This window comes from Pseudomonas sp. R3-18-08 (assembly GCF_003852065.1).
GTDB lineage: Bacteria > Pseudomonadota > Gammaproteobacteria > Pseudomonadales > Pseudomonadaceae > Aquipseudomonas.
The window spans coordinates 518,633-543,542 of record NZ_CP027729.1 but is presented as its reverse complement, the minus strand read 5'-3'; the positions used below and the strand labels follow the sequence as shown (position 1 = coordinate 543,542).

The 24,910-nt window shown below is 61.9% G+C and carries 22 protein-coding genes; 18 read left to right on the top strand and 4 right to left on the bottom strand.

The genetic code is table 11. The features are described from left to right. The first annotated feature begins 26 nt into the window (after positions 1 to 26). The 8 genes from C4J92_RS02420 to C4J92_RS02385 are packed head-to-tail and all read left to right on the top strand — an operon-like array spanning position 27 to position 6,493. Positions 27 to 1,274, top strand: a complete 1,248-nt coding sequence (locus tag C4J92_RS02420; RefSeq protein WP_124402833.1) for an NAD(P)/FAD-dependent oxidoreductase — start codon at positions 27 to 29, stop codon at positions 1,272 to 1,274. After that, on the top strand, positions 1,271 to 2,020 hold the full coding sequence (locus C4J92_RS02415) for a class I SAM-dependent methyltransferase (RefSeq protein WP_124402832.1): 750 nt from the start codon (positions 1,271 to 1,273) through the stop codon (positions 2,018 to 2,020). The genes C4J92_RS02420 and C4J92_RS02415 overlap by 4 nt, the downstream gene beginning before the upstream one ends. Next, positions 2,017 to 2,499 carry a hypothetical protein gene (locus C4J92_RS02410; protein ID WP_124402831.1) on the top strand — a complete coding sequence of 161 codons (483 nt, stop codon included), beginning with the start codon at positions 2,017 to 2,019 and terminating at the stop codon, positions 2,497 to 2,499. Before C4J92_RS02415 ends, C4J92_RS02410 begins: the two co-directional genes overlap by 4 nt. Then, a complete protein-coding gene (locus tag C4J92_RS02405; protein WP_124402830.1) occupies positions 2,496 to 3,662 on the top strand; it encodes a beta-ketoacyl-[acyl-carrier-protein] synthase family protein in 1,167 nt (388 codons plus the stop codon). Before C4J92_RS02410 ends, C4J92_RS02405 begins: the two co-directional genes overlap by 4 nt. After that, on the top strand, positions 3,659 to 4,120 hold the full coding sequence (locus C4J92_RS02400; RefSeq protein WP_124369318.1) for a hotdog family protein: 462 nt from the start codon (positions 3,659 to 3,661) through the stop codon (positions 4,118 to 4,120). The genes C4J92_RS02405 and C4J92_RS02400 overlap by 4 nt, the downstream gene beginning before the upstream one ends. Next, a complete protein-coding gene (gene fabG / locus C4J92_RS02395; RefSeq protein ID WP_124369317.1) occupies positions 4,117 to 4,845 on the top strand; it encodes a 3-oxoacyl-ACP reductase FabG in 729 nt (242 codons plus the stop codon). Before C4J92_RS02400 ends, fabG begins: the two co-directional genes overlap by 4 nt. Continuing rightward, positions 4,845 to 6,071 (top strand): beta-ketoacyl-ACP synthase, encoded by a 1,227-nt coding sequence (locus C4J92_RS02390; protein WP_124402829.1) that lies wholly within the window; start codon positions 4,845 to 4,847, stop codon positions 6,069 to 6,071. Before fabG ends, C4J92_RS02390 begins: the two co-directional genes overlap by 1 nt. Positions 6,072 to 6,097: 26 nt before the next feature. Then, entirely contained in the window at positions 6,098 to 6,493 is a 396-nt protein-coding gene (locus C4J92_RS02385) for a hypothetical protein (RefSeq protein ID WP_124360929.1), read from the top strand. A 192-nt stretch (positions 6,494 to 6,685) separates the two neighbouring features. Here the strand turns inward: C4J92_RS02385 and C4J92_RS02380 are convergent, their stop codons facing one another. Together C4J92_RS02380 and C4J92_RS02375 are read right to left on the bottom strand one after the other, a co-directional pair. Then, positions 6,686 to 7,072 carry a type II toxin-antitoxin system PemK/MazF family toxin gene (locus C4J92_RS02380; protein ID WP_124402828.1) on the bottom strand — a complete coding sequence of 129 codons (387 nt, stop codon included), beginning with the start codon at positions 7,070 to 7,072 and terminating at the stop codon, positions 6,686 to 6,688. 88 nt (positions 7,073 to 7,160) lie between these two features. Further along, positions 7,161 to 8,054: a LysR family transcriptional regulator gene (locus tag C4J92_RS02375; protein ID WP_124402827.1), complete on the bottom strand. Its 894-nt coding sequence runs from the start codon at positions 8,052 to 8,054 to the stop codon at positions 7,161 to 7,163. A 171-nt stretch (positions 8,055 to 8,225) separates the two neighbouring features. Here C4J92_RS02375 and C4J92_RS02370 point away from each other — a divergent pair, with 171 nt between their 5' ends. Next, positions 8,226 to 9,452, top strand: a complete 1,227-nt coding sequence (locus tag C4J92_RS02370) for an MFS transporter (protein WP_372238386.1) — start codon at positions 8,226 to 8,228, stop codon at positions 9,450 to 9,452. A 35-nt stretch (positions 9,453 to 9,487) separates the two neighbouring features. Here the strand turns inward: C4J92_RS02370 and C4J92_RS02365 are convergent, their stop codons facing one another. After that, a complete protein-coding gene (locus C4J92_RS02365; RefSeq protein ID WP_124402825.1) occupies positions 9,488 to 10,864 on the bottom strand; it encodes an L-serine ammonia-lyase in 1,377 nt (458 codons plus the stop codon). Between the two features lie 416 nt (positions 10,865 to 11,280). Between C4J92_RS02365 and C4J92_RS02360 the strand changes: the two genes are divergently transcribed. From C4J92_RS02360 to choV, 3 genes are all read left to right on the top strand, one after another. Then, positions 11,281 to 12,228 carry a choline ABC transporter substrate-binding protein gene (locus tag C4J92_RS02360; RefSeq protein ID WP_124365538.1) on the top strand — a complete coding sequence of 316 codons (948 nt, stop codon included), beginning with the start codon at positions 11,281 to 11,283 and terminating at the stop codon, positions 12,226 to 12,228. A gap of 69 nt (positions 12,229 to 12,297) precedes the next feature. Further along, on the top strand, positions 12,298 to 13,143 hold the full coding sequence (gene choW / locus C4J92_RS02355; RefSeq protein WP_003194913.1) for a choline ABC transporter permease subunit: 846 nt from the start codon (positions 12,298 to 12,300) through the stop codon (positions 13,141 to 13,143). After that, entirely contained in the window at positions 13,140 to 14,318 is a 1,179-nt protein-coding gene (gene choV, locus C4J92_RS02350; RefSeq protein WP_124365537.1) for a choline ABC transporter ATP-binding protein, read from the top strand. The genes choW and choV overlap by 4 nt, the downstream gene beginning before the upstream one ends. Positions 14,319 to 14,487: 169 nt before the next feature. Here choV and C4J92_RS02345 read toward each other — a convergent pair whose 3' ends face one another. Further along, positions 14,488 to 16,422: a BCCT family transporter gene (locus C4J92_RS02345; protein WP_256657488.1), complete on the bottom strand. Its 1,935-nt coding sequence runs from the start codon at positions 16,420 to 16,422 to the stop codon at positions 14,488 to 14,490. A 390-nt stretch (positions 16,423 to 16,812) separates the two neighbouring features. Here C4J92_RS02345 and betI point away from each other — a divergent pair, with 390 nt between their 5' ends. From betI to C4J92_RS02315, 6 genes are all read left to right on the top strand, one after another. Then, a complete protein-coding gene (gene betI / locus C4J92_RS02340) occupies positions 16,813 to 17,406 on the top strand; it encodes a transcriptional regulator BetI (RefSeq protein WP_124360922.1) in 594 nt (197 codons plus the stop codon). Positions 17,407 to 17,516: 110 nt separating this feature from the next. Then, complete coding sequence (betB, locus tag C4J92_RS02335; protein ID WP_124360921.1) at positions 17,517 to 18,989, top strand: betaine-aldehyde dehydrogenase; 1,473 nt, start codon at positions 17,517 to 17,519, stop codon at positions 18,987 to 18,989. Positions 18,990 to 19,131: 142 nt separating this feature from the next. After that, positions 19,132 to 20,838 carry a choline dehydrogenase gene (gene betA / locus C4J92_RS02330; RefSeq protein WP_124365535.1) on the top strand — a complete coding sequence of 569 codons (1,707 nt, stop codon included), beginning with the start codon at positions 19,132 to 19,134 and terminating at the stop codon, positions 20,836 to 20,838. A 208-nt stretch (positions 20,839 to 21,046) separates the two neighbouring features. After that, positions 21,047 to 22,489, top strand: coding sequence for a TldD/PmbA family protein (locus C4J92_RS02325; RefSeq protein WP_124402824.1), 1,443 nt, complete (start codon positions 21,047 to 21,049; stop codon positions 22,487 to 22,489). Further along, entirely contained in the window at positions 22,489 to 23,805 is a 1,317-nt protein-coding gene (locus C4J92_RS02320; protein WP_124402823.1) for a TldD/PmbA family protein, read from the top strand. Before C4J92_RS02325 ends, C4J92_RS02320 begins: the two co-directional genes overlap by 1 nt. Positions 23,806 to 23,985: 180 nt before the next feature. Next, positions 23,986 to 24,876: an alpha/beta fold hydrolase gene (locus tag C4J92_RS02315; protein ID WP_124402822.1), complete on the top strand. Its 891-nt coding sequence runs from the start codon at positions 23,986 to 23,988 to the stop codon at positions 24,874 to 24,876. Positions 24,877 to 24,910 lie beyond the last annotated feature (34 nt).

Here is a 24,910-nt window from a genome sequence, read left to right as displayed (position 1 = left end):
TATCGCCAAAGCGGCAAGGAGCCTTCGTGCCCACAGTTGAAATGGAACGTCGCCAAGTGGTGGTGATCGGTGCCGGGCCGTCCGGGGCCATCGCGGCCGCGCTGCTCAAGCGCAAAGGGCATGATGTATTGATTATCGAGCGCCAGCATTTTCCGCGCTTCTCGATTGGCGAAAGCCTGCTGTCGCACTGCATCGACTTTATCGAAGAAGCCGGCATGCTCGACGCCGTGCAGGCGGCCGGCTTTCAACTGAAAACCGGTGCCGCGTTCGCCTGGGGCGAGCGCTACAGCGCGTTCGATTTCGGTGACACCTTCAGCAACGGCAAGCCGACGACCTTCCAGGTGCAGCGCGCCGAGTTCGACAAGCTGCTGGCCGATCAGGCGGCACTGCAGGGTGTGGAAATCCGCTACGGCGAAAGCATCGTCGGCGTGGACTTTTCCGGCGAGTGTCGTTACCTGCACGTACGCCGCGAGAATGGCAGCGAGTACCACCTCAAGGCCAAATTCGTGCTGGATGCCAGCGGCTATGGCCGCGTGCTGCCGCGCCTGCTGGACCTTGAAGCGCCATCAAATTTCCCGCTGCGCCAGGCCGTGTTCACCCACGTCGAAGACCGCATCGAACACCCAGGCTTCGACCGCACCAAGATTCTGGTGACCACCCATCCCGAGAAGCGCGATATCTGGTTCTGGACCATCCCGTTCAGCAACGGCCGTTGCTCGGTGGGCATGGTCGCAGCCAAGGAGCACTTCGACGGCCATGACGGCGACCTCGACGCCTGCCTGCGCGGGTTTATAGAGCAAACCCCGAGCCTGTCCGGCGTGCTGCAAAACGCCGTGTGGGACACCCCGGCGCGCAGCATCGGCGGCTATTCGGCCAACGTCAAAACCCTGCACGGTCCGGGCTTTGCGCTGTTGGGCAACGCGGCGGAATTTCTCGACCCGGTGTTCTCTTCCGGCGTGACCATCGCCATGCGCTCGGCGAGCATGGCCGCCGGCTTGCTGCATCGCCAACTGCAAGGCGAAACGGTGGACTGGCAAACCGAGTTTGCCGAACCGTTGAAGCGCGGCGTCGACACCTTCCGCTGCTACGTCGAGGGCTGGTACGCTGGGACATTCCAGGATGTGATTTTCCACGCCGGCAGTTCGCCGGATATTCGCCGCATGATCAGTTCGATTCTCGCCGGTTACGCCTGGGATGAACGCAATCCGTTTGTCAGCGAGCCCAAGCGGCGCCTGCGCATGTTGTCGCAGATCTGCGCGAGTGAGACGGTATGACCAGCCCTGCCGTTGAAAAAAACTACCTGAGTAAGAACTACGTCGAAGAAACCCGGTTCGGCTTCTGGTTCCTGCGCAGCCACACCTGGCAGCACCATGTGCTCCGCGTGGCGATCAACGACCTGCGCAGCCTGTTCAGCGAACCGCTGCCGGTGGCGCCGGTGTTGCTCGACGCCGGCTGCGGCCAGGGCAAATCCTTCAACTTGCTGCAGCAGGTCTTCGCGCCCTCGCGCCTGATCGGCCTGGATGCCGACCCTCACAGCCTGGCCCTGAGCCGCGAAGAAGCCGCTCGCCAGGGCCTGGCCGTGGAGCTGATCGCCAGCGACTGCGCCACCCTCGACGTCCCCGACGCCAGCATCGATATCGTGTTTTGCCACCAGACCTTTCACCACCTGGTCGAGCAACATCGCGCACTCAAGGAGTTTTATCGGGTACTCAAGCCGGGCGGCTATTTGCTGTTTGCCGAGTCCACCGAGGCCTATATCGACACCTGGGTAATCCGCTGGCTGTTCCGCCACCCAATGCACGTGCAGAAAAGCGCCGAGGAGTATCTGCAGATGCTGCGCGAGCAAGGCTTTGAATTCGGCGCGCGGAACGTCTCGTATCCCTATTTGTGGTGGAGCCGTTCCAGCGATTTCGGCCTGCTGGAACGCTGGGGCCTGCGCAAGGCGCCGCCGGTGGGCCAGCGTGAGGAAACCCTGGTCAACTGTGTGGCGCGTAAACCGTTAGAGGCCGCGAGCTCATGATGCGCTGGCTGTTGATGGGTTGCCTGTTGCTGCTCAGCGCGTGCGCCAGCCAGGCGCCGTTACCCGAGAAAATCCCGGCGCTGGCCTTGCCGATGCAATTGCATGTGCAACGCCTGGAGGGCGAGCGCAGCCAGGACTGGCTGTTGGTGATCCAGCGTGAAGGCGCGGCGATTCGTTGGTCGTTGATGGATCCGCTGGGCATTCCCCAGGCCCGGCAGAAGCTGATCGACGGGCAATGGCAGGCCGATGGCTTGCTGCCGCCCAATCCCCAGGCGCGAGAACTGTTCGCCGCGCTGCTGTTTGCCCTGGCCTCGGCGGATGACGTGCGTGCGCTGTATCCTTCGGCCCAGGCCAGGGACCTCACGCGAACGCTGCCGGGCCATTGGCAAATCGTCTATCAGTCCTCGGAGGTGTTCAGCGTGAACATGGCGGGCCAACCGTTGAGCTATCGCATTACTCCGCTGGGAGTCGGCCGATGACCGCTTACCTCAATGCCCTCGGCGTGATCTGTGCCCTTGGGCGCGGCCAGGCCGAGGTCAGCCGCAGCCTGTTTGCCGGTGACTGCAGCGGCATGCGCGCCGAGAACGGCTGGGTGCCGGAGCGCGTGGTGCCGGTCGCGGCGGTGCGCGGCGAGCTGGCAACCATTCCGGCGCAATTGGGCCAGCAGAGCAGCCGCAATAACCAGTTGCTGCTGGAAGCGGCGTTGCAGATCGAGGCGCAGATTCGCCAGGTGGTCGACACCTACGGCGCCTCACGGGTGGGCGTTGTGCTGGGCACCAGCACCTCGGGCATCGACGAAGCCAGTCGCGGCATTGCCCACTACCTGCGCGATCACGCGTTCCCTGGCGACTACGACTACCAGCAGCAGGAACTCAGCGCTCCGGCGAATTTCCTCGCCGACTGGCTGCAGTTGAGCGGCCCGGCCTATGTGATTTCCACCGCCTGCACGTCCAGCGCCCGCGCGTTGATGAGCGCCCAGCGCCTGCTCGACTTGGGCGTGTGCGATGCGGTGCTCTGCGGCGGCGTCGACAGCCTGTGCAGGCTGACGCTGAACGGGTTCACCGCGCTGGAAGCGGTGTCTGCCAAGCGCTGCAATCCGTTCTCGGTGAACCGCGACGGCATCAATATCGGCGAAGCGGCGGTGTTGTTCGTGATGAGCCGCGAGGCGGCGCCGGTCGCCCTGCTGGGCAGCGGCGCCAGTTGCGACGCGCACCATATCTCCGCGCCCGAGCCCAGCGGCAAAGGGGCGTTGCAGGCGATGCGCAAGGCCCTGGCCAGCGCAAAACTTACCCCTGCGCAGATCGGTTACCTGAACCTGCACGGCACCGCCACCCAACACAACGACGCCATGGAAAGCCAGGCGGTCGCCAGCCTGTTTCCGGGCGGCGTGGCCTGTTCGTCGACCAAACCCATGAGCGGCCATACCCTCGGCGCGGCGGGCGCATTGGAAGCGGCGTTCTGCTGGTTGAGCCTGACTCACGGCCTTGTCCCGCCCCATGTGTGGGACGGCCACATTGACCCGGCGCTGCCCGCGTTGCAGTGGGCGCAACAGGGCGACACCCTGGAAAAACCCTATCTGATGAGCAACTCGTTTGCCTTCGGCGGCAACAACGTCAGCCTGATTATTGGAGAGGCCCCATGATCGATTGGCCACTCGCCGAACTGCTGCCCCACGCGGGCGACATGATCCTGCTCGACCAGGTGCTGTCGTTCGATGAAGAGCAGGTGCATACCCGCCTCACCGTCAAGCCCGGTGGCCTGTTCAACCGTGCAGACGGCAGCCTGCCGGCCTGGGTCGGTATCGAGTTGATGGCGCAAAGCGTTGCCGCCTATGCCGGTTGTCGCGCGCGCCAGCAGGGCCTGGCGGTAGAACTGGGTTTCCTGTTGGGCACGCGTAAGTTCGAGTGCAACGTGGAGCACTTCCCCGCCGGCGCCGAGCTGAACATCCACGGCCTGCGCTCTCTGGAAGACGACAATGGCATGGGGGTGTTCGAATGCCACCTCACTGGCGATGGAATCCAGGCCAGCGCACGCTTGAACGTATTTCGACCGCCCCAGGCGGCCAACTATTTAGCTGAAACGAAGGACGAAACGCCATGACTGAATCCGTACTGGTCACCGGCTCCAGCCGTGGCATCGGCCGCGCCATTGCCCTGCGCCTGGCCCAGGCCGGGCATGACATCGTGCTGCACTGCCGCAGCGGGCGTGCCGAAGCCGACGCGGTACAGGTCGAGATCCAAGCCCTTGGCCGCCAGGCGCGGGTCCTGCAGTTCGATGTGGCAGACCGCGCCGCGTGCAAGGCAATCCTTGAGGCCGATGTGGAGCAGCACGGTGCTTATTACGGCGTGGTGCTCAACGCCGGCCTGACCCGCGACGGCGCCTTCCCGGCCCTGTCGGAAGAGGACTGGGACGTGGTGCTGCGCACCAACCTCGACGGTTTCTACAACGTGCTGCACCCGGTGATGATGCCGATGATTCGTCGGCGTGCCGCCGGGCGCATCGTGTGCATCACCTCGGTTTCCGGGCTGATCGGCAACCGTGGCCAGGTCAACTACAGCGCTTCCAAAGCGGGCCTGATCGGCGCAGCCAAGGCGCTGGCCATCGAGCTGGGCAAGCGCAAGATCACCGTCAACTGTGTCGCACCGGGCTTGATCGACACCGCCATGCTGGATGAAAACGTCCCGGTGCAAGAGCTGATGAAGATGATCCCGGCGCAGCGCATGGGCACCCCGGAAGAAGTGGCCGGGGCGGTGAACTTCCTGATGTCGGCCGAGGCCGGCTATATCACGCGCCAGGTGTTGGCCGTGAACGGGGGCTTGTGCTGATGAAGCGCGTCGTCGTCACCGGCATGGCCGGCATGACCTCCCTGGGCAGCGATTGGGACACCATCGCGGCCAACTTTCGCGCCAACCGCAGCGGCATCCGGCGCATGGATGAGTGGGACCGTTTCACCGAACTGAACACGCGCCTGGCCGGGCCGATTGACGATTTCGTCGTGCCCGCGCACTGGACGCGCAAGCAGCTGCGCAGCATGGGCCGTGTATCGCGCCTGGCGGTGTGGGCAGCGGAGCAGGCGTTGCAGGACGCCGGCCTGCTCGGCGACGCGTCGATCAAGGACGGACGCATGGGCGTGGCGTGTGGCTCGTCCACCGGCAGCACCGATGAGATCAAGGCGTTCGGCAACATGCTGCTGAACTCGGTGGCCGAGGGCCTGAATGCCAACTCCTACGTGCGCATGATGCCGCACACCACGGCGGCGAATATCAGCATCTTTTTCGGCCTGACCGGCCGTTTGATCCCCACGTCCAGCGCCTGCACCAGCGGCAGCCAGGGCATCGGCTATGCCTACGAGGCGATCAAGTTCGGCCGCCTGCCCTTGATGCTGGCCGGAGGCGCCGAAGAGCTGTGCCCCACCGAGGCCATGGTGTTCGATGCGCTCTACGCCACCAGCCTGAAAAACGACGCGCCCCAAACCAGCCCGCGCCCCTACGACAGCGGCCGCGATGGGCTGGTGATCGGTGAAGGCGGCGGCATGCTGGTGCTGGAAGAGTTGGAGCACGCGCTGGCGCGGGGTGCGCATATTCATGCTGAACTGGTCGGCTTCGGCAGCAACGCCGACGGCCAGCACACTACCCGTCCGGAGCAGAAAACCATGCGTCGCGCCATGGAACTGGCGCTGGAAGATGCCGGGCTTGAACCGTCTGCCATCGGCTACGTGAACGGCCACGGCACCGCCACCGACCAGGGCGACATCGCCGAAACTCTGGCCACCAGCAGCCTGTTCGGCCCTCGCATGCCCATCAGTTCGCAGAAGAGTTTCCTTGGCCACACCTTGGGCGCGTGTGGGGCGCTGGAGTCATGGTTCAGCATCGAGATGATGAACCGCGACCAATACGTGCACACCTTCAACCTGGACGCCGTCGACCCGCACTGCGGCGAGCTGGACTACCTGCAAGGTGGCTTTCGCGAGATGCATCACGACTACGTGATGAACAACAATTTTGCCTTCGGCGGCGTCAACACCTCGTTGATCTTCCGCCGCTGGTCCTGACTTTTAAATCACTTGGAGAAAACGGAATGTCTTCCCTGCTACGCGCGACCCTGATCACCCTGGCCCTGCTGACCACCGCCGGCTGCACCAACAAACCGGTACTCAACACCCAGCACGAACTGCCGGCCACGACCCAGGTCAGCGAAGAAAAAATGAAACAGGTGATCGTCGCTGCCCTGCAAAAACGCGAGTGGACGGTACAACGCCTGAGCCCGCAACTGGTGCAGGCCGAGATCACCGTGCGCAACCAGTTTTATGCGGCCATCGATATTCGCTACACCCGCAACAGCTACGCCATTACCTATCGCGACAGCCGCGACCTGGGCTACAAGGACGGCAAGATCCATCGCAACTACAACCGTTGGATCAGCATGCTGGACCGCGACATCATGGCCGGGTTGCGCTCGGCGGGAATGCAGTAACGCCAGAAACGACAAAGGGCGCCTTTCGGCGCCCTCTTCTCAAACAGGTTGGCTTGTCATCGCCGCTTCCTGCCTGGCTCTGCGATGGCTGGTTGCCCAGGATCCTCAGAGTCTCACAAGCCCCTTTCGGGAACTCGGCCAGTATGCCTGAAAACAGGCGGCCTGCAATCAGTGGCAGAATGCCGTCCTACTTTATCGCAACCCAAGCGCACTGCGCACCGCCGCCTTTATCGCCAAGAATTGGTCACTGGTGAGTTCTGCGATTTTGTAAGTTCGTTTGCCATGACGATCTTTACTTTTGATTCGGTCCAGTCGGCCCAAGCTAACTGTCGCAACGATGTCGCATTTTGCCCAGCAGATGGGGCTCGCTCCCTGAAGGTGGCTATCAAGCTGCAAATGATGCTCCAACACCTGCTGTGGGGCGGTGGTACTCAGAGGGACCACCGTGACGAGCAGCTTATTAGTCCGATGTTTGCGTACCACAATAACGGGCCGAATCTTGGTGATTTCCGGAACCTCATAGCCACGAAAATCACATATCAACACGCTGCCCTCCTTGGGCTGATAGAGAAGTGCCATCCATATTCACTCGTCTGAAAAAGAGCGATTCTGCGCAAGTTTCCCTCGAATAACTAAGCCGGTTGCGTTACCTGATATGTGACCCGGCCTACACCAGCGCCTTACGCGTCAACAACTCCACAAACGCCTGCGCCATCGGCGTCTGCGCGCCCTTGCGCTGCACCAGCCACACCGCCGTCACCGCCTCCGGGTCCAGCAAAGTGCGGTACACCACGCCATCGATGCGGATACGCTGGTAAGACGCGGGCAGCACCGACACCCCCAAGCCCGCCGCCACCAGGCCGATGATGGTCATCGCCTCGCCTGCTTCCTGGGCAAAGTGCGGGCTGAACCCGGCGTCGCGGGCCAGATTGAGTAATTGTGCGTAGAGGCCGCTGCCATAACTGCGCGGGAAAAATACAAAGGGTTCGTCAGCCAATTGCGCCAGGTGCAAGCCGCCTTCGCTGCCCTGGGCCAACGGGTGCCCGGCGCTCAATACCGCCACCAACGGCTCGCGCATCAGTTCGATCACACTGAGGGAATCCGGCAACGGCAACGGTCGCATGAGCCCGACCTGGATCGACTCATCGAGCAACGATTCAGCCACCTGGGTGCTGCTCATTTCTTGCAGGCTCAAATGCACCGCCGCAAACGCCTGGCGAAACGCAAAGATCGCCTGCGGGATGCTGGCGTTGAACGGCGCCGACGACGTGAAGCCGATTTTCAGCTCTCCAAGCTCTCCCAGCTGCGCACGTCGCGCGACGTCTGCCGCTTTATCGACCTGCGCCAGCACCAGGCGCGCCTCGTGCAGAAACAGTCGCCCTGCTTCGCTCAGCTCGACCCGACGATTGGTGCGCTCAAATAAGCGCGCGCCCACGTCTTGCTCCAACGCCTGAATTTGTTGGCTCAACGGCGGTTGCGAGATGCCCAGCACTTGCGCGGCGCGGCCAAAATGCAGCTCCTCGGCGACGGCGATGAAGTACCGCAGGTGACGTAATTCCATGCAAACCTCATTAGGTCGCTAAAGCTATCAAACGGGTCGAACAATATATTGGAAAGAATCATTAGCCAGCTATATTCTTTTTCGTATTGCCGGCCGTGGCAGTCTTTCCTCCCCGAGGTCACCGTGAAATCTGCTGTTGCTGCACACGCTCAAGAAGCCCCGCACACTGCCCTGGATGAGGTCGTCGCGCAGCTCAACGACGAGTACATCGAAAAAGGCACACCGATGTTTATGCGCACGGTATTGGCGCTGTTCTCCGGCGGCTTTGCCACCTTTGCCCTGTTGTATTGCGTGCAGCCGATGATGCCGGCGCTGTCCCACGAGTTTTCCATCAATGCCGCGCAAAGCAGCCTGATCCTGTCGGTCGCCACGGCGATGCTTGCTTTCGGCCTGCTGATTACCGGGCCGGTTTCCGACAGGCTGGGGCGCAAGCCGGTGATGGTCGCCGCGCTGTTCTGCGCAGCGCTGGCCACCATTGCCAGCGGCTTGATGCCGAGCTGGGAAGGCATCCTGCTGATGCGGGCGCTGGTGGGCTTGTCCTTGAGCGGCCTGGCCGCCGTGGCCATGACCTACCTGAGCGAAGAGATCCACCCGCAACACATCGGCCTGGCCATGGGCCTGTACATCGGCGGCAATGCGATTGGTGGCATGAGCGGGCGCTTGATCATCGGCGTGCTGATCGACTTTGTCAGTTGGCACACCGCAATGCTGATCATCGGCGGCCTGGCGCTGATCGCCGCGACGGTGTTCTGGAAAATCCTCCCCGAATCGCGCAACTTCCGCGCCAGCAGCCTCAAGCCGCGCAATCTGCTGGACGGCTTTGTCATGCACTTCAAGGACGCGGGCCTGCCGTGGCTGTTCCTTGAAGCGTTCCTGCTGATGGGCGCGTTTGTCACGCTGTTCAACTACATCGGCTATCGCCTGCTGGCCGATCCGTATGACCTGAGCCAGGCCGTGGTCGGCCTGCTGTCGCTGGTGTATCTGTCGGGCATCTACAGCTCGGCGAAAATCGGCTCGCTCGCCGACCGCCTGGGCCGCCGCCGCGTGCTGTGGGGCACCATTGTGCTGATGCTCGCCGGCATGGCCCTGACACTCTTCACCCCGCTATGGCTGGTGGTGCCAGGCATGTTGATCTTTACCTTCGGCTTCTTCGGCGCCCACTCGGTGGCCAGCAGCTGGATCGGCCGTCGTGCGGTGAAGGCGAAGGGACAGGCGTCGTCGCTGTATCTGTTTTGCTATTACGCAGGTTCAAGCATTGCCGGTACGGCGGGCGGATTCTTCTGGCACTTTGCCGGATGGAACGGGATAGGCGCATTTATCCTGGTGTTGCTGACCGGCGCGTTGCTGGTGGCGTTGAGGTTGGCGAAGTTGGCGCCGTTGGGCCATGTGAAGGCCTGAGATCACCTGCGTCTGCCGATGCAGGTGACCCGGTCTCAGCACTCAACCGCACTCACCGCCAACCCGCCCCGCGACGTCTCTTTGTACTTGTCATGCATATCCGCACCGGTATCGCGCATGGTGCGGATCACCCGGTCCAGGGAAATAAAATGCTGCCCATCGCCACGCAAGGCCATTTGCGCAGCGTTGATCGCCTTGACCGCCGCAATCGCATTGCGCTCGATACACGGCACTTGCACCAAGCCGCCCACCGGGTCGCAGGTCAGGCCCAGGTTATGTTCCAGGCCGATTTCCGCAGCGTTGCACAGTTGCTCGGGGGTGGCGCCGAGAATTTCCGCCAGGCCCGCTGCGGCCATGGCGCAGGCGGAACCGACTTCACCCTGGCAACCGACTTCGGCGCCGGAGATCGAGGCGTTCTTTTTGCACAGAATGCCCACCGCCGCCGCGCCGAGCAGGTAGTCGACCACGTTGGCCTCGGTCACCTCTTCACTGAACTTCATGAAGTAATGCAGCACTGCCGGAATGATCCCCGCTGCGCCATTGGTGGGCGCCGTCACCATGCGCCCACCGGCGGCGTTTTCTTCATTGACCGCCAGAGCGAACAGGTTCACCCACTCCATGGCACTCAAGGTCGAGCCGATCACATTGGGCTTGTTCAATTCCTGCAGACTGCGGTGCAACTTGGCGGCGCGACGGCGCACGTTCAAGCCGCCAGGCAGGATGCCTTCATGCTTGAGGCCTTCCTCCACGCACGCCTGCATGGCGCGCCACAGGGTCATCAGGCCACTGCGGATTTCTTCTTCGGAGCGCCACACCTTCTCGTTGGCCAGCATCAGTTCGGCGACGCGCAGGTTGTGGGTCTTGCACAGCTGCAACAGTTCTGCGGCGCTGGAAAAGTCATACGGCAGCTCGGTGCGGTCCATGTCCGCCACGCCGCTCTGGGCCTGGGCTTCATCCACCACAAAACCGCCGCCCACCGAGTAGTAGGTGTCGCGGTGTAACTCGCCGTCGGCATCGAACACCACCAGGGTCATGGCGTTGGGATGGAACGGCAGGTTTTCGTCGAGCAGACGCATGTCCCGTGACCATATGAACGGCACCGGCAAGCGACCGTCGAGCAACAGGGTCTCGGTTTCGCGCAGCGTGTGAATGCGCACGCCAATCTGGGACGGGTCGATTGCGTCCGGCCACTCGCCCATCAGCCCCATAATGGTGGCGGTGTCGCTGCCATGGCCGATGCCGGTGGCCGACAAGGAACCGTAGAGTTGCACTTCGACACGCCGAACCTGTTCCAACAGGCCACGTTCGCGTAACGTTTGAACGAACAACGCCGCAGCGCGCATGGGGCCGACGGTGTGAGAGCTGGAGGGCCCGATGCCGATCTTGAACAAGTCGAAAACGCTGATAGCCATTAACCTGAAACTCCTCGATAAGCGCGGCCAGGCTTGAACGAGGTGCTACGCTCAGATCGCCCAGATGGCGGCATCATCCAGCTTTTATCCGCCGTCACGGCGTCTCACACCGACGCACCCATGCTCACCAGCGTCGCTAACGTGCGATCGCCTGTTTTGGCCGTTTTTAACGGTGCAGATGAGTAAAAACTGCAGTTTCACTGTGGTAAAAATCTGTAAGCGACGTCACCGACACTGGATGCGACCCTCCCTGTACTGGATACGACGCCCCCTGTAGGCGTCAGATTTTCACTGGTACATGATCAGTCTCGACTCGTTTGCAAGGCACCGTGCCAGAGCTGTCCGACGCATACTCCAATAGCAGCACCTATAAAGCGCGGCGAATGCCGCCAGAAAAAACACAGGAGTCTACCCCGATGAAAGGTTCACCCTCGTTGTTGTTGGCCGCCATGCTGAGTCTGCCGGTCATGGCGCACGCCGCAGAACCGGAACAGTGCAAGACCGTCAACTTCTCCGATGTCGGCTGGACCGACATCACCGTCACCACCGCGACCACCAGCGAAATCCTCAAGGGCCTGGGCTACAAGCCGCGCACCACGATGATTTCGGTCCCCGTGACCTACAAGTCCCTGGCTGACGGCAAGAACATGGACATCTTCCTCGGCAACTGGATGCCGACCATGGAAAACGACATCAAGCAGTACCGCGATGCCGGCACCGTGGAAACCGTACGCGCCAACCTGGAGAACGCCAAGTACACCCTGGCGGTGCCCGAAGCGCTGTATGACAAGGGCCTGAAAGACTTCGCCGATATCGCCAAATTCAAGGATGAGCTGGGCGGCAAGATCTACGGCATCGAGCCGGGTAACGACGGCAACCGCACCATCCAGACGCTGATCGACAAGGATGCCTTCGGCCTCAAGAAAGCCGGTTTCAAAGTGGTCGAGTCCAGCGAAGCGGGGATGCTCTCCCAGGTTGAACGCGCCACCAAGCGCGGCCAGGCCATCGTGTTCCTCGGTTGGGAACCGCACCCGATGAACACGCGTTTCAAGATGAAGTACCTGACCGGGGGTGACGATTCGTTCGGCCCCAACTACGGCCAGGCCACCATCTACACCAACACCCGCAAGGGCTACACCCAGGAATGCAGCAACGTGGGCCAGTTGCTGAAAAACCTGCAGTTCACGCTGAACATGGAAAGCACCCTGATGGGCAACGTCCTGGACGACAAAATGAAGCCCGATGCTGCCGCCAAGGCCTGGCTGCAGAAGAACCCGCAAATCCTCGACACCTGGCTGGCCGGTGTCACCACCGTTGATGGCCAACCGGGTCTCGATGCCGTTAAAGCTTACCTCGCCAAATAGCACCCGCTGACCCCGGGGCGGTGCGCTGCCCCGGGATGTTTCCCTCTTCGCATGTGGACATTCACTACCATGCTGACTGAACAGAAAATCCCACTAGGCCAGTACATCGCTGCCTTCGTCGACTGGTTGACCCAACACGGTGCCAACTACTTCGACGCAATCGCATCGACACTGGAAACGATGATCCACGGCGTGACGTTTGCGCTGACCTGGTTCAATCCGCTGGCATTGATCGGTCTGATTGCGCTGCTGGCTCACTTTATCCAACGCAAATGGGGCCTGACCGTCTTTGTCATCGCCTCCTTCCTGCTGATCCTCAACCTGGGGTACTGGCAGGAAACCATGGAAACCCTCGCGCAGGTGCTGTTCGCCACCCTGGTCTGCGTGGTCATCGGCGTGCCGCTGGGCATTGTTGCCGCGCACAAGCCGATGTTCTACACCATGATGCGGCCGGTTCTCGATCTGATGCAGACCGTACCGACCTTCGTCTACCTCATCCCTACCCTGACCCTCTTCGGGCTGGGTGTGGTGCCCGGCTTGATTTCCACGGTGGTGTTCGCGATTGCCGCGCCGATCCGCCTGACCTACCTGGGCATTCGCGATGTACCGCAAGAGTTGATGGATGCCGGCAAGGCCTTTGGCTGCTCGCGCCGCCAGTTGCTCTCGCGCATCGAACTGCCCCACGCGATGCCGAGCATTGCCGCCGGTATTACCCAATGCATCATGCTGTCGTTGTCGATGGTGGTGATCGCGGCGCTGGTCGGCGCCGATGGCCTCGGCAAGCCGGTGGTCAACGCACTCAACACTGCTGACATCGCCCTGGGCTTCGAAGCCGGGCTGGCCATTGTGTTGCTGGCCATCATGCTCGACCGTATCTGCAAACAACCCGATGCCAAAGTAGGGGGTGATGCATGAGCATTATCCGATTCGACAAAGTCGACGTGATCTTTTCCAAAGACCCGCGCGAAGCGCTCAAGCTGCTGGACCAGGGCATGAGCCGTAACGAAATCCTGAAGAAAACCGGGCAGATTGTCGGCGTTGAAAACGCCAGCCTGGATGTGGAGAAAGGCGAGATCTGTGTGCTGATGGGCCTGTCGGGCTCCGGCAAATCCAGCTTGCTGCGCTGCATCAACGGCCTCAACACCGTCAGCCGTGGCCAGCTGTTCGTGGAGCATGAAGGTCGCCAGATCGACATCGCGTCCTGCACCCCCGCCGAGCTGAAAATGATGCGCACCAAACGCATCGCCATGGTGTTCCAGAAGTTCGCCCTGATGCCCTGGCTGACGGTGCGCGAGAACATCAGCTTCGGCCTGGAAATGCAGGGCCGTCCGGAGAAAGAACGGCGCACCCTGGTCGACGAAAAACTCGAGCTGGTGGGCCTGAGCCAATGGCGCAACAAGAAGCCCGATGAGCTGTCCGGCGGCATGCAACAGCGCGTGGGCCTGGCCCGTGCGTTGGCGATGGATGCCGATATCCTGCTGATGGACGAACCCTTCTCCGCCCTCGACCCGCTGATCCGCCAGGGCCTGCAGGATGAGCTGCTGGAGCTGCAACGCAAGCTGAGCAAGACCATCGTGTTCGTCAGCCACGACCTCGACGAAGCCCTCAAGCTGGGCAGCCGCATCGCGATCATGAAAGACGGCAAGATCATCCAGTACAGCGTGCCGGAAGAAATCGTGCTGAACCCGGCGGACGACTATGTGCGCACCTTCGTCGCCCACACCAACCCACTGAACGTACTGTGCGGCCGCAGCCTGATGCGCACGCTGGACAACTGCACGCGGGTGAACGGTTCGGTATGCCTGGACCCAGGCGCCGACTCCTGGCTGGACCTGGCCGAAGGCAACACCATCCAGGGCGCACGCCAGAATGGCGTGGTGATGAACCTGCAGAACTGGGCCCCGGGGCAAGCGGTAGAAGGCCTGGGCCGGGTGCCGACGTTGGTGGATTCCAACATCGGCATGCGTGATGCGCTGCAGATTCGCTATCAGACGGGAAACAAGCTGGTGTTGCATGACAACAACAAGGTGGTGGGGATCCTGGGCGACAGCGAGCTGTATCACGCCCTCCTAGGCAAAAACCTGGGCTGACCAACACCGCAAAACCCCTGAAGGAACCAGGTCAATGTGGGAGGGGGCTTGCCCCCGATAGCGGTGTATCAGCATCAAATGTGCTGACTGACACACCGCAATCGGGGGCAAGCCCCCTCCCACATTTTTGACCCAGTAGTGTCATTCAGGACACCACCAGGTTCCACTATCAGCTATAGACCCGGCCAAGGAGCTGCCGATGGCTTTCGAACTGATCGAGCACGTCACGGGTGATCTGCTCCTGGGTGAAGCCCATCAGGTCGTATTCCTGCGGCCCGTTGTGCAGGTACACCTCGGCGCGGTAGTAGCGGGTGCGTTCTTCTTCGGGCAGGTCAGTGGGCGCCGAGGAATAGGCATCCAGGCTGACTTCGTAGACGAACGGGTTGCCCTCTTCCATCTCGATCCGCACACCGATGCAGCGTTTGGATTTGCCCAGCAAGGTCTGCACTTCCAATCCCTGCTCGCGCAACGCTGTGGCGGCTTCTTCCAATGCCGGCGTGACGTGCTTGTCCATAAAGCGTTGCACGGTGCCCTGGCTCGGTTGCAGGTCGAGCGCGGTCAGGCGCTCGCTGAACCCCCGGCGCCCGCGTTCAGCCAACTGCGCCTGCTCTTGTTCGATGGCCACATCCTGGCGCATGGCCTTGTGCAAACCGAACATGAACAGAATCAGCACCACCGAGAACGGCAACCCCGCCAGCACCACCATGGTCTGCATGGCTTCGAAGTTGCCGGCGAACAGCAGGCCGATGGTCACCAGGGTGATCACCGCCGACCAGAAGATCCGCAGCCAGTGCGGCGCATCTTCATCCACGTTGCCGCCTTTGCACGACAGGTTGGCCATCATCACCGCGCCGGAATCCGCAGGCGTCAAGAACAGCACGAAGCCTACGAAGATCGACACACCGATAACGATTTTCGACGCCGGGTAATGCTCAAGCAGCTGGTAGATGGCCATGGACGGCTGTTCCAGTGCAGTCTTGCCCAGCTCCACCGCACCATGGTTCAGCACCAGGTCCAACGCCGAGTTACCGAAGATCGACAACCACGCCAGGGTGAAGCCCAGCGGGATCAGCAGTACGCCGGCGACCAGTTCGCGCACGGTGCGGCCACGGGAAATGCGCGCAATGAACATGCCCACGAATGGCGCCCAGGAAATCCACCAGGCCCAGTAGAACAGGGTCCACAGGCCCATCCAGCGCTCGGTCTTGTCGGCGTCGCCTTCGTACACATAGAGGTCGAAGGTTTTCAGAATGATGCCGTTGAGGTAGTCACCGGTGTTTTGCACCAGGCCGTTGAGCAGGTGCAGGGTGGGACCGAACAGCAGCACGAAGATCAGCAAACCGCTGAACAACACGATGTTGAGGTTGGACAGGCGGCGAATGCCGTTCTCCACGCCCGACACCGCGGCGATGGTCGCCACCGTGCTCATCACGATGATCACGATCAGCAGGTTGGTGTTGCTGTGCGCCATGCCGAACAGGTTTTCCAACCCGGACGACACCTGCATCGAACCGATCCCCAGGTTGGTCACCAGCCCGAGCAGGGTCACGAACATGCCGAAACCGTCCACCGCATGGCCGGCCGCGCCCTTCACCCAACGCTCGCCCACCAGCGGGTACAGCGCCGAACGCAAGGCCAGCGGCTGGTTGTGGCGGTACGCGAAGTACGCCACGGCCAGGCCGACCAGCGCGTAGATCGCCCAGCCATGCAGGCCCCAGTGCAGGAAGGTCAGTTGCAGCGCCTGACGTGCCGCGCCATTGCTGGCGGCCGTGCCTTCGGGCGGGTTGAAGTAGTGATCCAGGGGCTCGGAGGCGCCGAAGTACAGCAGCGAAATGCCGATGCCCGACGAAAACAGCATGCCGGCCCAGGCGCCATAGCTGAAGTCCGGGGTGTCGTCCTTGCTGCCCAGTTTCAACTTGCCGTAGGACGAAAACGCCAGGCCGACCACGAACACCAGGTAGGCGGCGATGACCACCATGTAGTACCAGCCGAAGCTTTTCGACAGCCAGGCCTGGGCGACGCCGAGCATGCGCCCGGCCTCCTGCGGGGCGATGATCAGGATGGCGGTCAACAACAGAATCAGCGCGGTGGAGGTGTAGAACACCCAACCGTTGACCCGGACCTTTTCCGGCGGGGTCTTTATAAGAGAGGCAGAACTCATGGCGCAGATGCTCCGGGCAGTGCGAGAGAGAAACACAAGGCAACGGTTATCCCGGGACATCGATTTTTCGGCAGTCGACGGACGGGTGTTATAAAGACACTCCGAAAATCCTCAACCCCGCCGAAGCGGTAGCCAGGCCCTGATACGGCCTGTTTCAGGGGTTTTCGCAGGTGTCAGAGGTCGCGGCGGCCAGGTAGGAAATATCTGTAGGCAGCGACCATTTGTCGCAGAGCTTATTCTTTGTTGATTGAACGTTCAATCAAAACAAAATAGACTGGTCCTCAAGCCGACGGACGTGGATCGCCTGTCGGCAGGCCAAAGGAGAGGTGCTACATGCCCAAGGTCGGTATGCAACCCATACGCCGCCAGCAGTTGATCGAAGCCACTTTGACGGCCATCGATCAGGTAGGGATGGGAGATGCCAGCATTGCGCTGATCGCCCGTCTGGCGGGTGTCTCGAATGGCATCATCAGTCACTATTTTCAGGACAAGAACGGCCTGATCGCAGCGACGATGCGTTACCTGATGAACGCGCTGATCGAGAACGTCCAGGAACGCCGGCGTGCCCTGAACGATGACAGCCCACGGGCGCATCTGCGGGTGATCATCGAAGGCAACTTCGACGCCAGCCAGGTCAACGGCCCGGCAATGAAAACCTGGTTGGCCTTCTGGGCCACCAGCATGCATCACCCGTCTTTGCACAGGTTGCAGCGGATCAACGATCACCGCCTGTATTCCAACCTGTGCTGCCAGTTCCGCCGTGCGATGCCGTTACCCGAGGCACGCAGCGCAGCTCGAGGCCTGGCGGCCCTGATCGACGGTTTGTGGTTGCGCGGTGCCTTGTCGGGAGACGCTTTCGACACGGAACAGGCGCAACGGATCGCTTACGACTACATGGATTTCCAATTGGCCAAGCAGGTGAGTTAGAGCCCTTATAAACGCTCAACCCCTGAACGTCCGCCGCGCAGTATTGCCACATCCCCATGGCCCACTGTTCGACGGGTAACGCCAACCACTTATGCACTTGCGAGGACTTTATGGCCCGTTTCGACCTGCAAAAACTCTACATTGACGGCGGCTACAGCGACGCTGGCAGCGATGCCACCTTCGAAGCCATCAACCCGGCTAACGGTGAAGTTCTCGCCCAAGTGCAACGCGCCACCAAGGAAGACGTCGAGCGTGCCGTGGTCAGCGCTGAAAAGGGCCAGAAGATCTGGGCCGCCATGACCGCCATGGAGCGTTCGCGCATCCTGCGTCGCGCCGTCGACATCCTGCGCGAGCGCAACGATGAGCTGGCCGCCCTGGAAACCCTGGACACCGGCAAAGCCTTCTCCGAAACCAAGTACGTGGACATCGTCACCGGCGCCGACGTGCTGGAATACTACGCGGGCCTGGTGCCAGCCATCGAAGGCGAGCAGATTCCGCTGCGCGACACGTCCTTCGTCTACACCCGCCGCGAGCCGCTGGGCGTGGTCGCCGGTATCGGCGCGTGGAACTACCCGATCCAGATCGCCCTGTGGAAATCCGCACCGGCCCTGGCCGCCGGTAACGCGATGATCTTCAAGCCCAGCGAAGTCACCTCGCTGACCACCCTGAAACTGGCCGAAATCTACACCGAAGCCGGCGTTCCGGCCGGTGTGTTCAACGTATTGACCGGCAGCGGCCGTGAAGTCGGCACCTGGTTGACCGAGCACCCGCGCATCGAGAAAGTCTCGTTCACCGGCGGCACCGACACCGGCAAGAAGGTCATGGCCAGCGCGTCGAGCTCGTCGCTCAAGGAAGTGACCATGGAACTGGGCGGCAAGTCGCCACTGATCGTGTTCGAAGACGCCGACCTGGATCGCGCCGCCGACATCGCGATGATGGCCAACTTCTACAGCTCCGGCCAGGTCTGCACCAATGGCACGCGTGTGTTCGTTCCCAAGCACCTGCAAGCGGCGTTCGAAGCCAAGATTCTTGAACGTGTTGCGCGCATCCGTGTGGGCGACCCGCAAGATGACAACACCAACTTCGGCCCACTGGTCAGCTTTGCGCACATGGAAAGCGTGCTGGGCTACATCGCCAAAGGCAAAGAGCAGGGCGCACGCCTGCTGTGCGGCGGCGACCGCCTGACCGACGGCGACTTGGCCAAGGGCGCCTTCGTCGCACCGACCGTGTTCACCGACTGCACCGATGACATGGTGATCGTGCGTGAAGAGATCTTCGGCCCGGTGATGAGCATCCTCACCTATGAAACCGAAGAAGAAGTGATCCGCCGCGCCAACGACACCGATTTCGGTTTGGCTGCGGGCCTTGTGACCAAAGACCTGAACCGCGCGCACCGCGTGATTCACCAGCTGGAAGCGGGTATCTGCTGGATCAACGCCTGGGGCGAATCCGACGCGAAGATGCCGGTCGGTGGCTACAAGCAATCCGGCGTGGGCCGCGAGAACGGGATCAGCTCGCTGAATAACTTCACCCGCATCAAATCGGTACAGGTTGAGCTGGGCGATTACGCCTCGGTGTTTTAACACCCGAGCCATGTAGTGCCTATTAGGCCGCCATCGGGGGCAAGCCCCCTCCCACACTTTGATTTGTGAATACATTCAAATGTGGGAGGGGGCTTGCTCCCGATGAGGCCCGACCTGACCACACATCAAGAGGGTGCATTCAATGTCCCAAGAATACGACTACATCATTGTGGGTGCCGGCTCTGCCGGTAACACCCTGGCGACCCGTCTGACCGAAGACGAAGGCGTCACCGTCCTGTTGCTGGAAGCCGGTGGCCCGGACTACCGCCTCGACTTCCGTACCCAGATGCCCGCCGCCCTGGCGTTCCCGCTGCAAGGCCGTCGCTACAACTGGGCCTACGAGACCGACCCAGAGCCACACATGGACGGCCGCCGGATGGAATGCGGTCGCGGCAAGGGCCTGGGTGGATCTTCCCTGATCAACGGCATGTGCTACATCCGCGGCAACGCCATGGACTACGACAACTGGGCGAAATTGCCGGGCCTGGAAGACTGGACCTACCTGGACTGCCTGCCGTATTTCCGCAAAGCCGAAACCCGCGACATCGGCCCCAACGACTACCACGGTGGCGAAGGCCCGGTCAGCGTGACCACGCCCAAAGCCGGCAACAACCCGCTGTTCCACGCCATGGTTGAAGCCGGCGTGCAGGCTGGTTACCCGCGTACCGAAGACTTGAACGGTTACCAGCAGGAAGGCTTCGGCCCGATGGACCGCACCGTCACGCCGAACGGCCGTCGCGCCAGCACCGCACGCGGTTACCTGGACGTCGCCAAGAAGCGTTCGACCCTGACCATCGTTACCCACGCCCTCACCGACAAAGTGTTGTTCGAAGGCAAGCGTGCGGTCGGCGTGCGTTACCTGATCGGCGCCGCTGAAGAGCGTGTCGAAGCCCGTGCGCGTAAAGAAGTGCTGGTCTGCAGTGGCGCGATCGCTTCGCCGCAGCTGCTGCAACGCTCTGGCGTCGGCCCGGCCAAACTGCTGGAAAGCCTCGACATCCCGGTGGTCCACGACCTGCCAGGCGTCGGCGAAAACCTGCAGGACCACCTTGAGCTGTACCTGCAATATGCGTGCACTCAGCCGGTGTCGCTGTACCCCTCGCTGCTTTGGTACAACCAGCCGGCCATCGGTGCCGAGTGGCTGTTCAACGGCACGGGCATTGGCGCCAGCAACCAGTTCGAAGCCGGCGGTTTTATCCGTTCGCGTCCGGAATTCGAATGGCCGAACATCCAGTATCACTTCCTGCCGGTCGCGATTAACTACAACGGCAGCAATGGGGTGAAAGAGCACGGTTTCCAGGCACACATGGGCTCCATGCGTTCGCCAAGCCGTGGCCGTGTGCAGTTGAAGTCGAAGAACCCACGGGACTACCCGAGCATCCTCTTCAACTACATGGCCACCGAGCAGGACTGGCAGGAATTTCGCGACGGCATCCGCCTGACCCGTGAAATCATGCAGCAGCCGGCACTGGACCCATACCGTGGCCGCGAAATCAGCCCGGGTATCGAGGTGCAAACCGATGAACAGCTCGACCAGTTCATCCGCGAGCACGCCGAGACCGCGTTCCACCCGTCCTGCTCGTGCAAGATGGGCACCGACGAGATGGCGGTGGTCGATGGCGAGGGTCGCGTGCATGGCATGCAGGGCCTGCGTGTGGTGGACGCGTCGATCATGCCGATCATCACCACCGGCAACCTGAACGCCCCGACGATCATGATCGCCGAGAAAATCGCCGACAAGATCCGCGGCCGCCAGCCGCTGCCGCGCAGCACCGCCGACTACTACGTAGCAGGCGATGCGCCGGTGCGTGGCAAGCCGCTGCGTGAAGTGGGGCCGCTGCGCAATAACTGATACACCGCCAACCGATCGTTCCCACGCTCCGCGTGGGAATGCCGCCCTGGACGCTCTGCGTCTGCTCTTGAGGTCGTGACGCGGAGCGTCACAGGACGCATTCCCACGCGGAGCGTGGGAACGATCACCTCCCCCTCCTTGATCAGCCCCCAGCCCCGGCCTACTCTGTTGGCATGCCCCGCGCTGAGCTGCCCACAAGGAAGGCCCCATGTTCGAACACCACGCCACGCTCAAACAACACTTCAGTGCCCTGCGCACCACCGCCCAATTCTTCTCCCTGCGCTATGTGCGCGAATCCGGCCGGTACCTGTCGGTGCGCAAGAACGTCGCCGAACCGCCACACCTGAGCCATGACGAAGGCGCCATGCTCACTGTGCGCCTCAACGGCGTCGAAGCTTACGCCGCGACCAATGATATGTCCCTGGCCGGCCTGCAAGCCGCCCTCGAACGTGCCGAACAGCAGGCCCGACGGATCAAGCCCCACGCGCTGCTCGACCTGCGCGAGCAAGCGGTGTCGAGTGACGTTGCTGACTACCTGTCTCCCGACTTCGACCAGCCCTTCCCGTCCCTGAGCGACTGCTACCAACTGCTCGGCGATGAGTCGGCCGCCGTGCCCAGGGATGAGCGCCTGGTGAGCTGGGACGTCAGCCTCGGCCAGACCACGGTCGAACAGATCTACCTCAACACCGCTGGCGCGCAATTGCGCCAGGCCCAGCGCTTTGTGTTTCCCGGCGTCAACGTCACCGCCTTCGATGGCAGCGACAGCCAGACCCGCACCCTTGGCGGCAGCAACTTCGGCCAGCAAGGCGGTTTTGACGTGATCAGCCGCTTCGGCCTGATCGGCGCCGCGCCGCGTGTGGCCGATGAGGCCCTGCAACTGCTGCTGGCACCGAACACGCCCCAGGGTCCGCGTGACTTGTTGCTGATGCCCGACCAGATGATCCTGCAGATCCACGAGTCCATCGGCCACCCGCTGGAGCTGGACCGCATTCTCGGCGACGAGCGCAACTACGCCGGTACCAGCTTTGTGAAGGCCAGCGACTTCGGCCATCTGCAATACGGCTCCGACCTGCTCAACGTGACGTTCGACCCGGACATCCCCGAACAACTCGCCAGCTACAGCCATGACGATGACGGCACCCGCGCCAGCAAACAGTTCCTGATTCGCGAAGGGCTGCTGCTCAAACCGTTGGGCGGCGCGTTATCGCAATTTCGCGCGGGGCTCGGCGGTGTAGCCAACAGCCGTGCCAGCAGTTGGAACCGTCCGCCGATCGACCGCATGGCCAACCTCAATATCGAGGCGGGTGACCAGAGCCTGGCCCAGCTGATTGGCGGTATCGAACACGGCATCCTGATGTCGACCAATCGCTCCTGGTCCATCGACGACGCACGCAACAAATTCCAGTTCGGCTGCGAATGGGGCCAACTGATCGAAAACGGCGAACTCAAAGGCGTGGTCAAGAACCCCAACTACCGCGCCATTTCCGCGCAGTTCTGGCGCAAGCTCAGCGCGGTCGGCGATGCCAGTACCTTCAAGGTGCTGGGCACACCGAACTGCGGCAAAGGCGAACCTAATCAGGTGATCCGCGTCGGCCATGCTTCGCCGGCGTGTGTGTTCCGTAACGTCGACGTATTTGGGGGAGATGCCTGATGAACGACTTCAAGGCACTGGTGGACTGGCTCAAACAGGCCATCACCGAGCAGGAACAGTTTCACCTTGGCTATGCTGCTGAAGCGTCCGAGTTCGTGCGTTTCAACCACGCTCAGGTACGCCAGGCCGGCCAGGTGCAACAGGCCAGCCTCAACCTCAAGCTGATCAACGCCGGTCGCCATGCCGACCTCGGCATCACCCTGGCGGGTGATCCGCAACTGGACCGCCAACGCCTCACCACAGGCCTGCAACAGTTGCGCGAAACCTTGCCGTTGCTGCCGCCAGACCCCTACCTGCTGCTCAACCACAACGCCTGGCACAGCCACAACGAACAACTGCGACCCTTGCCGGAACTGACCCAGGTGCTGCAAGACATCAGCCAGGCCGCCGAAGGCGTGGACCTGGTCGGCTTCTATGCCGCCGGCCCGATCAGCCGTGGCTTTGCCAGCTCCGACGGCGCGTTCGGCTGGCACCAGGCCAATAGCTTCAACTTCGACTTCAGTCTGTTCCACGCCAATGGCGAAGCGGTCAAGGCCAGCTATGCCGGGCACACCTGGGACAGTGCCGAGTTCGCCCGGCGCGTCCAACAGGCCCGCGACCAGCTTGAATTCCTCGGCCGACCGTTGCACCCGCTGGCACCCGGACAATACCGCGCCTACCTCGCTCCGGCGGCGCTGGAAGAAATCATCAGCATCATTACCTGGGGCGGTTTTTCCGCGCAGGCCATCGCCAGCAAGGGCAGTTCGCTGCAACGCCTGTATGCCGGGGAACAACACCTGAGCCCGCTGGTGACGGTAACCGAGCAGATCAGCGGTTCACTGAGCCAGGCATTTTCCAGCGAAGGCTACCCGCGCAGCGACGTCACGTTGATCCAGGCCGGCCAGGCCGCAGGCCAATTGGTCAACTCGCGCAGCGCCGCCGAATATGGCCTGAGCGCCAATGGCGCCGGCAGCGACGAGTCCCCCAGCGCCTTGCAAATGGCTGCCGGCAACCTGGCCCAGGCCGATATCCTCAAGCAGTTGGGCACCGGGTTGTACATCAGCAACCTGTGGTACCTGAACTACTCCGACCTGCCGGCAGCGCGCCTGACCGGCATGACCCGCTTCGCCACGTTTTGGGTGGAAGACGGCGAGATCAAGGCGCCGGTCAGCACCATGCGCTTTGATGACAGCGTGTTCAGCCTGCTGGGCTCGCAGTTGGAAGCGCTGACCGCTGACCGGGAACTGCTGCTGTCGGCCAGTACGTATGGCCAGCGCAACACTTCATCCAATTTGCTTCCCGGCGCACTGGTCAAACGCCTGACACTGACCCTCTAAGCACCGCCATCCAATGTGGGAGGGGGCAAGCCCCTCCCACATTGTCCTGTGTTGATTTCGGACACTTCGCTGAGCCCCTTCCTACCGTTCAATCCCATACTCCGGGCAGCCTGTTGTCGCCCGCAAAAAACCCCGTTATAAAAGCTAATGGCATACCGCCACACGACAGGGAGTGTTGCGATGACCCAGGCAAGTTTTGTCATAGACAAGCTGTACAAGCACTACAACGTCCACGTAGAGCAACTGGGCAACGACCCACACAGAAAAACCGTGCTGATGGTCAATGGCGCCCTGTCCACCACGCGCTCCTTTGCCCGCACCAGCAAATGCCTGGCCGAGCATTTCAATGTGCTGCTGTTCGACCTGCCCTTCTCCGGCTATTCCCGCGAGCACAATACCGACCTCGACCTGGTCACCAAAGATGACGAAGTGCAGATCCTGCGGGCGCTGGTGCAGCGCTTTGCGGTCAACCATCTGGTCTCGGCCTCATGGGGTGGCATCTCCACGCTGCTGACCCTGGCCCATAACCCGCCAACCATCGAAAGCTCGGTGGTGATGGCCCTGGCGCCCAACCTCAACCAGGCGATGCTTGAGTACGTAGAGCGCGTACGCGTGTTGATCGAGGCCGATGACAAATCCGCCGTCGGCCATCTGCTCAACGAGACGGTCGGGAAATACCTGTCGCCCCGCCTCAAGCGCAACAACCACCGCCATCTGGCGAACATGGCCACCACCGAGTATCGCCAGGCACGCTTTCATATTCATCAGGTGCTGGCATTGGGCGACGGCAACTACCTGCCGGCGCTCAGGCAGATTGAAACGCCGGTGCATTTTCTCAACGGCACGCTGGACGAATACACCCCCGCCGCCGATGCACAACTGTTCGGCAGTTACGTGAGGCGCAGCAGTTTCGCCGTGGCCGAACATACCGGCCATTTGCTCGACCTGGAATCCCGCGAGGCGGCGCTGGCAGTGCATCGCGTCTTGCTGGATTTTCTGGTGGGCGAGCACGCTTCAATGTCCGATTTAGACGAACCGCCAGTGGGAAAAGGAGCGACGGATGGCGCATAATCGCCGACACATAGCCTGCTAACAAAAGGGATCC